This window comes from Streptomyces sp. SAS_272 (assembly GCF_052543235.1).
Genome location: NZ_JBMNDR010000094.1, coordinates 20,694 through 34,507, shown reverse-complemented (window position 1 = coordinate 34,507; position 13,814 = coordinate 20,694). Strand labels below are relative to the sequence as shown.

Below are 13,814 nucleotides of genomic sequence, written 5' to 3'. Positions count from 1 at the left end.
CCAGGGGCGGCCGCCCGCTTCTTGTCCGCAATCCCGCCCCCACCCGGGCACAGCCCGCTCAGGGGCCGCCTGGAGCCCTCAGCGGGCCTCGGGCGGCGACATCCCAGCCGAGCGTCCGCAGGGCGTCGGAGACCCGCGTGTAGACGCCGGGGCTGCCGGGCCGCCCACAGCCGCTGCCCCACGACACCAGCCCGATGAGCCGGCCCTGCGCCACCAGCGGCCCGCCGCTGTCCCCCTGGCAGGCGTCCCGCCCCCCGCGCGTCTCTCCGGCGCACACCATGCTCTGCGCGCGGTACGAGCCGTCGGACGAACCCGGGTACGCCTCCTCGCAGAGCGAGTCGGCCAGCACGTGCACCGGTGCCGCCCGGAGCGTGTGCGCGTACGCGCCGAACCCCGTGGTGTCTCCCCAGCCGTAGACCAGGGCCTCCCCGCCGGGCCGGTACGCCGCGTCACCCGCTGCGGCCATGCCGATGGCCGTTCCCGCCGGAAGGGGCGTGGCCAGGGTGAGCACGGCGAAGTCCCCGGCGTTGCTGGAACCGTCGTATCGGGGGTTCACCCACACGCTGCGTACGGAGACCTCCTGCCCCGCGTCCGAGTAGAGGTCCGTGCGGCCGGCGACGACCCTGAGATCCGAGACCCGCTCCGGCGGCCCGCCCAAAGCCTCCTCGCCCATGCAGTGCGCCGCCGTGAGCACGGTCGTCGGACCGACCGCCACGCCACCGCAGAACTGTCCCGAGCGCATACCTCCGAACCGGTCACGGCTGGACAGCGCGACCGTCCAGGGGCTCTGCGAGACGTCGACCGGGTAGCCCCCGAGGACGACGCCGTCGGAGGCGGCGGGAGCCGCGGAGGCCAACGGTATGACCATGGCCACGGCCGCCAGGATCAACGGCCGGGACAGGGCCCGGACCAAGGGACGTCGCATGAGGACTCCTCACTCTGAAGTGCTCGGTGAACACCCACAGTGATCCAACCCATGCCGGGACGCACCCGCGCGTACACGCCGAAGGCCCGGTTCCCTGACGGGACACCGGGCCTTCGGCGTGTACGGAGGCGACCTAGTCGAGGTAGTCGCGCAGCACCTGCGAACGCGACGGGTGGCGCAGCTTCGACATGGTCTTGGACTCGATCTGGCGGATCCGCTCACGCGTGACGCCGTACACCTTGCCGATCTCGTCGAGGGTCTTCGGCTGACCGTCGGTGAGACCGAAGCGCATCGAGACGACGCCCGCCTCGCGCTCGGACAGGGTGTCGAGGACCGAGTGCAGTTGCTCCTGCAGAAGCGTGAAGCTGACCGCGTCCGCGGGCACGACGGCCTCGGAGTCCTCGATGAGGTCGCCGAACTCGCTGTCGCCGTCCTCGCCCAGCGGGGTGTGCAGCGAGATGGGCTCGCGGCCGTACTTCTGAACCTCGATGACCTTCTCGGGGGTCATGTCGAGTTCCTTGGCCAGCTCCTCCGGAGTGGGCTCGCGGCCCAGGTCCTGGAGCATCTGACGCTGCACGCGCGCGAGCTTGTTGATGACCTCGACCATGTGCACCGGGATGCGGATGGTGCGGGCCTGGTCGGCCATCGCGCGGGTGATCGCCTGACGGATCCACCAGGTGGCGTACGTGGAGAACTTGTAGCCCTTGGTGTAGTCGAACTTCTCGACCGCGCGGATGAGACCGAGGTTGCCCTCCTGGATGAGGTCCAGGAAGAGCATGCCGCGGCCGGTGTAACGCTTGGCCAGGGACACCACCAGACGGAGGTTCGCCTCCAGGAGGTGGTTCTTGGCGCGGCGGCCGTCCTCAGCGATGATCTCCAGCTCGCGCTTCAGCTTCGGTGCGAGCTTGTCGGCGTTGGCCAGCTTGTCCTCGGCGAACAGACCGGCCTCGATGCGCTTGGCGAGCTCGACCTCCTGCTCGGCGTTGAGCAGCGGGACCTTGCCGATCTGCTTGAGGTAGTCCTTGACCGGGTCGGCGGTGGCGCCCGCGGCGGCCACCTGCTGGGCCGGCGCGTCGTCCTCGTCGTCGTCGGAGAGGACGAAGCCGGCGCTCTCGGTGCCCTCGGGCTCGTCGCCCGCCTTGGGGGCGTCCTCGAGGGCCTCTTCCTCGACCGACTCGCCGTCGTCCTTCTTGCCGGCGGTCTTCTTGGCCACGGTCTTCTTGGCCGCGACGGTCTTCTTCGCGACCGTCTTCTTGGCCGCCGTGGTCTTCTTGGCAGCCGCCTTCTTGGCGGGGGCGGCTTCTTCTTCTGCGGGGTCGTCCACAGCAGGTGAGGCCGGGACGGCCGGGACGGCGTCAGCGGCGGTCTTCCGCGTGGTCACCGGCTTCGCGGCGACCGTCTTGGTGGCGGTGCGCTTGGCCGGACTCTTCGCTGCGACGCTCTTTCGGGTGCGCTTGGGCTCCGCGGCACTGACCATCAGCGTCACACCCTCTTCCTCGAGGATCTGGTTGAGGCTGCGCAGTACGTTCTTCCACTGAGTGGCCGGAATCTGGTCAGCTTCGAAGGCCCGACGCACATCGTCGCCGGCGATCTGCCCCTCAGCCTTTCCCCGCTCAATGAGCGCCATGACAGAGACGGACTCGGCGATCTCCGGCGGGAGCGTACGGGATGTGCTGGCCGACACGAACAACCTCTCGGAACGTTGGAAAACGGCTTCCGGCCCCGTCCACGACGGACTGGAGCCGACCACCGGCCTGGGAACGGGCCGACGGCGCGGGCGGGGGCCGGGAGGATGCACAGCGCCGTGAACGGCGTCCGTATTCCCTCTGCGGCTGTCACCTCTTAGGTCATCGCGTGGTTTCCACAAGCGTTACGCCCAATCTTCGTGGCCCGAGTCACACCCCGTAAGCGTTCATAAACGGTCAGACGCGGGCAGATGAGGTCACCCGTGGTGTCTACCCACACCTTCGCCACCAAATCCCGCCCCTACACGGTCGGACCCCGCAGTTCCCGACACGGGCTTCTGCGGGGTCCGACGGGGTGCGGGCATACCGGGCCGAGGATGGCAGGAGGGGGAGGGCATCCCGGACCGTCGCGCCCGAGGACTGCGGGTCAGTGCTCGCGCGGCGCCGGCACGACGCGCTCCACCTCGGGGTGCACGGTGAGCAGCTGGCGCATGGCCACCTCGGCCGCCGTGCCGTCGCCCGCGGCCAGGGCGTCGACGATCCTGCCGTGGTGCGCCAGCGAGGCGTCGTTGGGCCGCTCGCAGCCCGTGACCGGACCGCCGGAGACCTGCAGTGCGGACGACACGATCCCGGAAAGGTGCTCCAGCATGCGGTTGCCCGCGACCTGGATGAGCAGCGAATGGAACTCGGTGTCCGCTCGGGAGTAGGTGAGCACGTCGCCCTGCGTCATCGCATGGGCCATGATCTCGACCATGTCGGACAGCCGCTGCTGGACGTCCTCCCGCCCGTGCCCGGCGGCGAGGCGGGCGGCCAGCGGCTCGATCGTCCAGCGCAGCTCGCTCAGCTCGCGCCGCTGGTCGTCGCGCTGGGGGCCGTAGGCGCGCCACTCGATGATGTCCGGGTCGAGGAGATTCCAGTCGCTCACGGGACGCACGCGCGTGCCGACGTTCGGACGGGCGCTGACCAGGCCCTTGGCCTCAAGGACGCGCAGCGACTCGCGGACGACGGTGCGGGACACCTCGAACCGCTGGCCGATCTCCTCGGGCACCAGGGGGCGGTCGGCGCCCAGGTCGCCCGAGACGATCATCTGCCCCAGCTGCTGGACGAGCTGGCCGTGCAGCCCACGCCCGCGGTTACCCGTGGAGCGGCGGCCCACGCGGCCCAGCTCGGGCTCCGCGGCCTCCCATACGGAGGCTCCGACGCGGTCGGCGACGGGGGCCTCGGCGTAGGGGTAGCGGTCGAGTTCGCCCGGGCCGGCCAGACCGGAGTCGGCGGAGCGGGCGGCGGTCATCATGGTGTGCGCAAGGGTACTCACGGATCCTTTGTCGGCGCTGTTTCCAACTCCCTTGAGGTCTTTGGTGAAAAGCACACGAAAGGGTGATCGCTCACCCCGTCGCAATTGACGCCTTATCGGAAAGAAATGGGCTTTCTCCGGGGAGTTGCGCACACGCAGGGATCGGTTGGGTCCGGACGGTCGTCATCGGACCCTGCCGCGCAGGGTCGTGAGCAGATACGCGCACAGCAGCGCGGCCAGGGACAACGCCATTGCCCCGCCGACGGGTTGGCCGAGCACGCGGGCCGCGGCGTCCACGTATCGCTCCCCGCCGAAGGGCCACTGCACCAGCAGCGTCTCGCGCAACCGCATCGAGAGTCCGGCCGCCGTCCGCACGGACGCGCTCTCCACGGCCTTCTGTACTACGGGCACGACGACGACGGGCACCGCGACCACCGCCGCCAGCCCGGCCGTGGTGGACCGGAAGACGCCGGCCGCCAGCACCCCGGCCCAGGCGCAGCCGACCACCAGCCCGAGCCAACTCGCGCCGAGCGACATCCAGTCCGCGGGAACCCGGGCGAGCTCCTGTCCGTAGACGAGGTAGAGCACCTCGGCGTCACAGCCCACCGTGAGGAAGGCCAACATCACGGCGGTGACGGCGGCGACGAGCAGCTTGGCGGTGAGCACCCCGATCCTTCGCGGCACGGTGCCGCGATCCGCCGCCAGGGCGGGGTGGCGGAACTCGTCCCCGAAGGCCAGCGCGCCGAGCAGACCTGCGCCGAGGGCCGCGGGCGGCAGCGGCAGCTGTACGGGCCAGGCCGCCAGCAGCCGCGCCTGAGCGGTGTGGCCCGCGCCGCCCAGCACCACGGCGGTGACGGCGGAGACGAGCAGTACGGCGGCGCCGGTGAGGAAGCCGGTGCTGATCCCGGTGGCGCGGCGGATCTCGTAGCGGAGGGGACGCAGGGGGCTGGGCGCGGAGCGCACGGAGAGGGGAGGCGGCAGCGCGGGGAGATCACCCGGAGTACGGGCTGCCGGGAGGCGAGGGGACGGCGGCGCACCCGTGGGCTCGGCATCGGACTCGGGCCGGGGTTCGTCCGCCCCCACGGGACGATCCGACGGGACGGTGCCCGTCGGGGCACCGCCGGTCGGGGCAGCGCCGGTCGGGGCAGCGCCGGTCGGGGCAGCGCCGGTCGGGGCGGGGTGCTCCAGCGGCGCGACCGCGGGCGGGCTCCCGGCCGGCAGGGCTCGTTCCGTGGCGGGGGCGGATTCCGTCGGCGCCGCCCCCGCACCCTCGGGCGCGCTCTCCGCGGCCATCTCGGCTGCGGCCGTGTTCCCCGGGGCCCTGTTCACCGCGGCCTCGTTCACGTCGGCCTCGTTCACGTCGGCCCTGTTCACCGCGGCCTCGTTCATCACGGGATCGTCCGTCACGGCTCGGGGCTTCGCTTTCGGCCCCATGTCACCGGTCTCGTCCGCGAGTTGGTGGACGAGGATGCCGTGCCGGAACGCCGTCTCGCCGACGTCGGCGCAGCTGCTGCCGTACACGGAGAGCCGGTTGCCGCCCTCCTGCACGACCTCGACGGAGCGCTGCGCGGCGCGGGCCTCCCTGGTGAGCTGCGCGGCGAGGCGGACGGCGTGGGGGCTGCGGACGGCCACTCTCGGGCGCAACCGGGTGCGGGCGAAGTCGGCGGCCTCCTGGTCGGCGACGAGCCTGCCCTGCTCCAGGGCGAGGACCCGGTCGGCGACGCGGGCGGCCTCCTTGGGGTCGGCTGTCGTCGTCAGCACCGTGCCTCCCTGCTCGGCGTGCGCGCGGAGCATGCCGTGCAGCCAGCGGCTCTCGCGTCCGGACAGCCCGTCGGCCGGTTCGTCGAGGACGAGGGTGTGCGGATCGGCGAGAAGCGCGCAGGCCAGCCCGAGCCGGCGGTCCATGCCGCGGGAGAGGCCGCCGAGACGTTCGTCGCGCAGGCCGACCAGGCCGACCACCTCGAGCACTTCGTCGGCTCGCCGGACCGCGACCCCGGCGGCCGCGCACAGCATGCGCAGGTGGCCGCGGACCGTGCGGGCCGGGTGCCCCGGCACATCTCCGAGGAGAACGCCGACCTCGCGCGAGGGGTGGGCGATGCGGTGCAGCGGGCGGCCTCTGAAGCAGGCGAGGCCGCGGCCCTGTTGGAGGCCGAGCAGAAGTCTCAGCACGGTGGTCTTGCCGGTGCCCGGCGCTCCGAGCAGCACGGTGACGCGGCCCGCGTGCGCCTCGAAGGAGACGTCGTCGACGGCGGGCGGAAGCGCCTTACGGGAATCGCTGGTCAGTCCGTAGGCCTGGATCACCTTCAGGAAGATAGCGCGCTATATCCCTTTTTTCCGTGTACCGCACGGTCAGTCGCGCATCAGTGGTCCCGGTGCCGGTTCTCAGACCTCCGGGCGCAGCATCGGCGGGTTGAGCAACGTCGCGCCGCCGGCCCTGAACAGTTGCGCGGGGCGGCCCCCCTGCCGGGTGGTGGTGCCCCCGGTGGGGACGAGGAAGCCGGGCGTGCCCGTCACCTTGCGGTGGAAGTTGCGCGGGTCGAGCGCCACCCCCCACACCGCCTCGTAGACACGGCGCAGTTCGCCGACCGTGAACTCCGTGGGACAGAACGCGGTCGCGAGGGAGGAGTACTCGATCTTGGAACGGGCGCGCTCCACTCCGTCGGCGAGGATCCGGGCGTGGTCGAAGGCCAGCGGTGCGACCGGTTCGCCGTCCCGGCCGTGCACGCCGTCCTGGAGCAGTTCCTCGACGGGCGCCCAGCGCGCGTTGCTGGCGTCACCGCCCGCTCGCGGAGCCGGCAGGTCGGGGGCGAGCGCCAGATGCGCGACGCTCACCACGCGCATACGGGGATCGCGCTCGGGATCGCCGTACGTGGCCAGCTGTTCCAGGTGGGCTCCGTTGTCCTGGGCCGGAACCAAGGGGTCATGGGCGTGCAGCCCGGTCTCCTCCGCCAGCTCGCGCGCCGCCGCCTGGGTGAGGTCTTCGTCGGCCCGCACGAAACCGCCGGGTAGCGCCCACCACCCCTGGAACGGCGCCTCGCCCCTGCGTACCGCCAGCGCGCACAGGGCATGGCGGCGCACGGTCAGCACGACCAGGTCCACGGTGACGGCGAAGGGCGGGAAGGCTGACGGGTCGTAGGACATGCGGCGATCATAGTCGTCTTCCTGACGATAAACACGCCCTTGATCAGCCGCATCGATGGCCGACCCGTCACCGCCAGAGCAGGCGGAACGGAGAGGTCACACACCCTCACACACCCAGTTGCAGACCTTCGGCCGCTTCCTCCACCATGGCGAGTCCGAGCCGTGTGACCCGTACCGAGAAGGGGGCGTCCGCGACCCGCAGCCCCGTGAGACCGACCTCGCCCAGGGGTGCGCTGGGCAACGGGCGCAGGGCGACGGTCCCGGCCGGCGCGTCGGGGCGGATGCCGACGAGCGCGGTCAGCAGCAGGACGCCCGCAGCCGCGGCGGTCGCGGCGGGACGGCAGGCGGCCGGATGGGGAAGCGGCGCACCGCCGTCTCCGCGCTGCTCCCCGGCGTACATCTCCGGGAGACGGTGGCCGAAGGCCTCGGACGCAGCCAGAACACCCCGGAGCAGCGCGGTGCTCTCCTTCTCGTAGCCCGCGGCCGCCATGCCCGCGACAGCGATCGCCGTCTCGTGGATGCGCACGGCGCCGCTGCGGTGGCCGAACGGGTTGTAGCCGGCTTCCTTGGCGCCGAGGCCGCGGAGCCCCCAGCCCGAATCCATGACGGGACCTCCGAGCAGCCGGGCGAGCTGCTCGGTCTGCACCTTGTCCAGCAGTCCCGGGGCGTGGGCGCCGCCGCCCAGCAGTCCGGTGTCCAGAAGATGGGCTGCCGTCGCGCAGAGGTGGGGCAGCGTCCTCCCGTCCGGCGTGCGCGCGGCGGCGGGCCGGCCCCCGCCGGGGTCGTCGATCCAGAAGTCCCGGCGGAACACGGCACGAGAGGTCCGGGCCCACTCCCGCAGGGTGCCGCCGCCCGGTCTCGCGCAGGCGTCGAGCAGATCGGCCCCGAGCAGAGCCGCACGGTGTGCGTGGGCCTGGGTCTCGCAGCGCACGGGTCCGTCGGGCTGGGGGTCGCTCAGGTAGGGCTGGTCCCCTACCGCGCCGCGCAACCAGGTCAGGCAGCGCTCGGCCGCCGGCAGGAGTTCCTCCGTCTCGTGATCGGGCAGTCCCCAGCGGCGCGCTTCGGCGAGGAGCACCGGAAAGAGCAGGGTGGCCTCCGTGCCCGTGCAGCCCGGCGGGAGGTGCGGGCCGGCGTCCCTCCGGGGGCCGGGGATCATGCCGGAGCGGGGGCCCGGCCCGGTGATCTGGGTGCGGGCCAGGATGCGCAGCGTCCCCGCGGCGAGGCGTGTGCCCAGCGGCAGCGTCATACGGGCGGCGGCCAGGGCGTCGGCCGGGGCGAGACCGCAGCGCCAGGGCGCTCCGGCGGCCAGATGTGTGTCCCCGGGGTGCGCGGGGTCGCGCACCAGGAGCGCACGCAGATCCTTGACGCTCGTCGCCAGGAGAGCCCCGACGCGCGGATCGTCGCCGCCGGCGCTCGCCGGAGCCAGGGGGCTGGTCGCCGCGCGGCCCACGGCCCGGACCGGTCCGGCGCCCTCCAGGCGTACCCGCAGCTCCACGCAGACACTGCCGCCGGGAGGGACGTCGAACTCCCAGCGCAGCAGCCCCGCGGCGGCGATCGCGTCGGCGGGCGGCGGCTGGGCGGTGACGTACGACGTCCCGGTGGCGCCGGACCAGCGCAGGCCGCAGTCGTGAACGCTGGCGCGCAGTTCGGGACCGGCGGCGCCGGACGCGATCGCGCCCAGGTCGGCCAGGTCGGTGCCGAGAGCCACCTCCACCGGCAGGCGCAGCGGCCGTGCGGCGGCACTGCGCAGGGTGATCCGTTCGACGCCGTCCGCCGAGCGGGTCCGTTCGACGATCACGTCGGGGTCCGGGCCGCCGTGCGGCGTGACGCGCAGAGCAGCGACGAAGCGAGCGCAGTCGGCCGATGTCATCCGGGCCTGGACGACGAGCGGTTCGCGGCCCGCCACCCGCAGCACACAGCGGGACAGAATGCGGCGGCCCGCGCGGTAGATCCCGTCCAGGCCGCGCCCCGTCAGCTGTCCCTGGTCGGACGAGACGGCGAGACCCGGCAGAGCGACGCAGATCATCGCCGTGTGGGCGGGCGGCAGCCCGGTGGCGCGCGGCGATGACGGCGGCCCGGACTGCGGCACGGCGCCTCTGCCCGGCGGCGTGGACGCGCGGCGCTCCGCACCCGCCGACGGGAAGCGGGGGACGCCGCGAACGCCCTGCCCGGCGGCCGGGCCCGGCCCGCCTCCCGGCTCCGCGAGCGGCCCGGGGCCTGGGGCACGGAGGGTGGACGGCGTCTGCGCGACAGACGGCGCCGGCGGGTTCGGAGGAGCCGATGAGGTGGGTGGTGAGGGCGTCGTGGGACCGGACCACGTGCGCGGGCTGTCGAGGCGGGAGCGTCCGTCGGCGGCGGAGGGCGGAGTCGGCTGATGCATGGGTGACTTCTTCTGCTCTCTGTGCGCCTCGGCATGGTCGAGGCCTGGTGGAAGGCTCCGGCAGGGGCGGGTGCGCGCGGCGGTCCACCCGTGCGGGCGTTCCGCCACTCAGGTGAACGGGGCTGCACTCCCCCAGGTCACGCACCGGGTCGCGGGCCCCACCGAATGGCGGTGGACGGGTCCGGCGCTCCGGCGCCCGCGCCCTGCGATTCCGCTCGTGCCTCACGACCTGCCGGAGGCGGCGTCACCGTCGGATCGTGCGCCTTCGGGGCGGGTGCCACGACGCCGTGCGGCCTTGGCTGCGAGGCGTGGCCGGGACTGGCCCCGGCCGGCCGCAGCGGGACGGGCGGGATGCGGCTTCTGAAGGTGGATGCGGGGTGTTCGCGCCGCCGGAACGCTGCTTGCCGGTTCCGTCCCTGAGAGCGGGGCTTCGGGCTCCTCCCCCGTTTCCGGCCCCTCCCCCGTTTCCGGCCGAGCCCCCGTCTCTGGCCCAGCCCCCGTTCCCGGTCCCGCCCCCGTTCCCGCCCCTGTTCCCGGCTCCTCCCCCGTTTCCGGCGTATGCAGCGTCGTCGGTTTCTCTCCTGCTTCCGGTGCGTGCGCCGCTGTCGGCGTCTGCGCCGTTTCCCGTTGTGCCTGGTCCTGGTGTTCCTCCTCCCCTGTGCCGAGTGCCGTGGGCTGCGTGCGTCCCGTGCGTTCGGCTCGGAGGCAGCGGCGCACCGACTCGGGGTCGAGGCCTTCGTTGCATGCCTGGTGCAGGAGGCGGGCGAAGAGATACCCGGGGTCGGCGCCCAGGGCCATCGCCAGGGCCTCCCTCGCCTCGAGTTCGTCGCCGCTCGACCAGGCCACCCAGCCGGCCAGGGTGAGGGGCGCCGCCGCGTGTTCGCCGTACGGTCCGACACAGCGGCGGGCCAGCGCGCGCCACAGACGCAGCGCCGGGCCGGCTTCGTCGCCCTCCATCCACTCCGCCGCCCGGTCGCGCGTCACCCGGTCCTGGAGGCCCAGGATCAGGGCGGCGGCGTCGTCCGGTCCGAGCAGTACGTCGTCCCGGCGGTCGGCCGCCAGGGAACCCGGCACGGCCGGCGCCTCGGCGAGGCGCCGCATGGCATGCCGAGCCAGTGCGAGCGTCTCGTCGGCCACCGACGTGCGGCTCGCCTCGTCGAGGATCCGCGGGACGAGTGCCAAGCCCGCGGTGTCCAGGGCGATCTCCTGCTCCAGGGCGACGACGGTCTCCAAAGGCTGCAGCCGAGCCCGCAGTTCGCGCAGGGTGCCTCGGACCTGGATGCCCGCGTAGGTCGCGGCCGCTGCCAGGACGGAGGTCCCGGGCAGTCCCATCGGGACGCCCTCGACCGGGCAGCAGCCCTGGCCCGCGCAGCAGTACGACCAGAAACGGCCGTCGGCGATGCAGAGCGCCTCGATCACCGGAACGTCGAGGCGCCCGCACGCCACCCGCAGGTGCTGGGCCAGTGGCTGCAGCCGTTCCATGGTCCGACGGCCCGTCTCGCCGTTCGCCGGTTCCTGGCAGAGGTAGGCGACCATCTGCGCGGGACGGGCGCCCCGGCGCTCACCGCCCGTCACGAGCCCTCGCGCCAACTGGTCGGCGACGGCCGGCCAGTCGTCTGGATTCGCGGGGATGCCGAGCCGGGCCCGGCCGCCGAACCGGCCTCGTCCGCCCTCGTCGTGCAAGGCGACCAGAACGATGCTGTCCTCCGGCCGGTAGCCGAGCAAGTAGGGCAGAGCGTCGGCCAGTTCCTCCGGGGTGCGCAGGGTGACCTGATGAACGGCGGCACCCCACCCCTCCTGGCCTCCCTCGCCCGGGTCATGTCCTTGTGGGTCACGCCCTTCCGGGTCACGTCCCTTCCGGTCATGTCCTTTCCCGTCGCGCCCGTCCCGACGGCCTCCCTCCCCACGACGTCCTTTCCGGTCGAGGGCGTCCGGGCGTCCGGCCTCCGTCCAGTCGGTAATGTCGCCGTTTTCGGGGGTTCCCATGGCTTCGCTGTGGTTCGTCATGCCCCGACGATCTCGCGGATCGCAGAGTTCCGCTCAGCCTGTGGATAAGTCGGGTCGGAGACATGTCAGGCGAGCTGGTCGGTCAACCGACGTGTGGAGCCGGCACCGTCGCGTCGTTCATTCGGTGTTCCGTCTGCCGGGCGAACGGCTCTCGCCGAAGGGAGAGGCGGATCCTCGCAGGGGAGCACCAGCGGGAACGCTCAGCCCGCGGTGGCGAGCACCAGCGGGAGGACGTCTCCCCCGCCCGCCCGGCGCAGCAGCCGCGCAGCGACCGCGAGTGTCCAGCCGGAGTCGGTGAAGTCGTCCACGAGCAGAACCGGCCCCGCAGACCCCGCCAGGGCCCCGGCCAGTTCGTCGGAGACGGCGAACGCGCCGGACAACGACCGCACGCGCTGAGCGGAGTTGCTGCGCCGCGCCGCGTGCGCACCGCCCGGACCCGTGTAGGTCAGCGCGCCGAGGAACGGCAGGCGGCCGACGGTCGCGATGCCCTCGGCGAGGGAGCCGACCAGCCGCGGGCGGGACAGGGACGGCACGGCGACGACTCCGACCGGACGGGCAACGGCGTCCGGGCCGTCGGTGGCCCACCCCTCGGGAGAGCGCGCCCAGTCGGCGAGCACCGCCACCGCCGCCTTCAGGACGTCGTCCGGAACCGTCTGGTCAGGGGCGTTGTCGGCCAGCAGCGGGCGCAGCCGGTTGCCCCAGCCGATGTCCGACAGTCGTCCCAGAGCCCGTCCGGCGCCGCACTGCTCCTTGGCGGGGATGCGGCCCTTCAGCTCGACGCCCAGCGCGGGCAGCCCCGTCGGCCACATCCGGCGCGGCTCGACATCCACTCCCGGGCGGTCCAGCTCCCTCGTCGCGCCGGTCAGCGTCTCGGCCGAGACCGTCGGGTCGGCCCAGGGGCCGGCACAGTTGTCGCACCGGCCGCAGGCCCTGGCGCCTTCGTCGTCCAGCTGCCGGCGCAGGAACTCCATCCGGCACCCCGACGTGCTCACGTAGTCGCGCATGGCCTGCTGTTCCGCGGCCCGCTGCCGTGCCACCCACGCATAGCGCTCGGCGTCGTACACCCATGCGGCACCCGTGGACGTCCAGCCGCCCTTGACCCGCTTGACCGCGCCGTCGACGTCCAGCACTTTCAGCATGGTCTCCAGTCGGCTGCGCCGCAGCTCCACCGCCGTCTCCAGGGCCGGCACGGACAGCGGCCGTCCGGCCTCGGCGAGAGCGGCGAGGGTCTGCCTGACCTGGGGCTCGGGCGGAAAGGCGGTGTCGGCGAAGTAGCGCCAGATGGCCTCGTCCTCCTTGCCCGGCAGCAGCAGCACGTCGGCGTGTGCCACGCCGCGGCCGGCGCGCCCCACCTGCTGGTAGTAGGCGATCGGCGAGGACGGCGAACCGAGATGGATCACGAACCCCAGGTCGGGCTTGTCGAACCCCATGCCGAGCGCGGAGGTCGCCACCAGCGCCTTGACCCGGTTCTCCTGAAGATCGGACTCGGCCTGCAGCCGGTCTGCGTTCTCCGTACGGCCCGTGTAGGACGCCACGTCGAAGCCGCGCTGCCGCAGGAAGGCGGTGGCCTCCTCGGCCGCGGCGACGGTGAGCGCGTAGACGATCCCGGAGCCCGGCAGCTCGTCCAGGTGCTCGGCGAGCCAGGCCAGACGGTGCGCCGCGTCCGGCAGCCGGACCACGCCCAGCCGCAGGCTTTCGCGGTCCAGCGGGCCGCGAAGCACCAGCGCCTCGCCGCCGCCGGTTCCCAACTGCTCGGCAACATCGGCCGTCACGCGGGCGTTGGCGGTCGCGGTGGTGGCCAGCACCGGCACGCCGGGGGCGAGTTCGGCGAGCATCGCCCGCAACCGGCGGTAGTCGGGCCGGAAGTCGTGTCCCCAGTCGGAGATGCAATGCGCCTCGTCGACCACCAGGAGGCCTGTCGTCGACGCGAGCTTGGGCAGCACCTGGTCGCGGAAGTCGACGGAGTTGAGACGTTCGGGGCTGACCAGGAGGACGTCGGTCTCACCGCGCTCGACTTCGTCGTAGACGGTGTCCCACTCCTCCGGGTTGGCCGAGTTGATGGTGCGGGCCCGGATTCCGGCCCGCGCCGCCGCCTCCACCTGATTGCGCATCAGCGCCAGCAACGGCGAGACGATCACCGTCGGACCTGAGCCGCGCCGGCGCAGCAGAGCGGTGGCGACGAAGTACACGGCCGACTTGCCCCATCCGGTGCGCTGCACCACCAGGGCCCGGCGGCGCTCCCGCACCAGGGCAGCCACCGCCTGCCACTGATCCTCGCGCAGCCGTGCGGCGCCCTCGGGGGCGCCGACGAGCTCGGCGAGGATGGCGTCGGCTTCGGTGCGCAGCTCCAGATCGTCCATGTCTCCATGCAACCCGATGGCA

General features: G+C 73.0%; 8 protein-coding genes. All 8 read right to left on the bottom strand.

Annotated elements, in window-relative coordinates; translation table 11 throughout:
* Positions 1 to 58 precede the first annotated feature (58 nt).
* The 8 genes from ACN6LD_RS35625 to ACN6LD_RS35590 all read right to left on the bottom strand — a co-directional run bounded on the left by ACN6LD_RS35625 (position 59) and on the right by ACN6LD_RS35590 (position 13,792).
* Positions 59 to 925, bottom strand: coding sequence for a serine protease (locus ACN6LD_RS35625; RefSeq protein ID WP_319187293.1), 867 nt, complete (start codon positions 923 to 925; stop codon positions 59 to 61).
* Between the two features lie 133 nt (positions 926 to 1,058).
* A complete protein-coding gene (locus ACN6LD_RS35620; protein WP_445045322.1) occupies positions 1,059 to 2,609 on the bottom strand; it encodes an RNA polymerase sigma factor in 1,551 nt (516 codons plus the stop codon).
* 428 nt (positions 2,610 to 3,037) lie between these two features.
* Positions 3,038 to 3,925 carry a FadR/GntR family transcriptional regulator gene (locus tag ACN6LD_RS35615; RefSeq protein ID WP_319187290.1) on the bottom strand — a complete coding sequence of 296 codons (888 nt, stop codon included), beginning with the start codon at positions 3,923 to 3,925 and terminating at the stop codon, positions 3,038 to 3,040.
* 162 nt (positions 3,926 to 4,087) lie between these two features.
* The gene (locus tag ACN6LD_RS35610) at positions 4,088 to 6,205 is read right to left on the bottom strand and encodes an ATP-binding cassette domain-containing protein (protein ID WP_445045321.1); all 2,118 of its coding nucleotides are present in this window, start codon (positions 6,203 to 6,205) and stop codon (positions 4,088 to 4,090) included.
* 81 nt (positions 6,206 to 6,286) lie between these two features.
* Complete coding sequence (locus tag ACN6LD_RS35605; RefSeq protein ID WP_319187286.1) at positions 6,287 to 7,045, bottom strand: NUDIX hydrolase; 759 nt, start codon at positions 7,043 to 7,045, stop codon at positions 6,287 to 6,289.
* A gap of 106 nt (positions 7,046 to 7,151) precedes the next feature.
* Positions 7,152 to 9,071: a glycogen debranching N-terminal domain-containing protein gene (locus ACN6LD_RS35600; RefSeq protein WP_319187317.1), complete on the bottom strand. Its 1,920-nt coding sequence runs from the start codon at positions 9,069 to 9,071 to the stop codon at positions 7,152 to 7,154.
* A 576-nt stretch (positions 9,072 to 9,647) separates the two neighbouring features.
* Positions 9,648 to 11,432, bottom strand: coding sequence for a DUF4192 domain-containing protein (locus ACN6LD_RS35595; RefSeq protein WP_445045320.1), 1,785 nt, complete (start codon positions 11,430 to 11,432; stop codon positions 9,648 to 9,650).
* Positions 11,433 to 11,632: 200 nt separating this feature from the next.
* Positions 11,633 to 13,792 carry a RecQ family ATP-dependent DNA helicase gene (locus ACN6LD_RS35590; RefSeq protein ID WP_319187283.1) on the bottom strand — a complete coding sequence of 720 codons (2,160 nt, stop codon included), beginning with the start codon at positions 13,790 to 13,792 and terminating at the stop codon, positions 11,633 to 11,635.
* Positions 13,793 to 13,814 lie beyond the last annotated feature (22 nt).

Excerpts from the sequence above, each read along its gene's own strand:
- ACN6LD_RS35605 (WP_319187286.1), bottom strand. The coding sequence starts at position 7,045 with ATGTCCTACGACCCGTCAGCCTTCCCGCCCTTCGCCGTCACCGTGGAC.
- ACN6LD_RS35590 (WP_319187283.1), bottom strand. The coding sequence starts at position 13,792 with ATGGACGATCTGGAGCTGCGCACCGAAGCCGACGCCATCCTCGCCGAG.
- ACN6LD_RS35595 (WP_445045320.1), bottom strand. The coding sequence starts at position 11,432 with ATGACGAACCACAGCGAAGCCATGGGAACCCCCGAAAACGGCGACATT.
- ACN6LD_RS35600 (WP_319187317.1), bottom strand. The coding sequence starts at position 9,071 with ATGATCTGCGTCGCTCTGCCGGGTCTCGCCGTCTCGTCCGACCAGGGA.
- ACN6LD_RS35625 (WP_319187293.1), bottom strand. The coding sequence starts at position 925 with ATGCGACGTCCCTTGGTCCGGGCCCTGTCCCGGCCGTTGATCCTGGCG.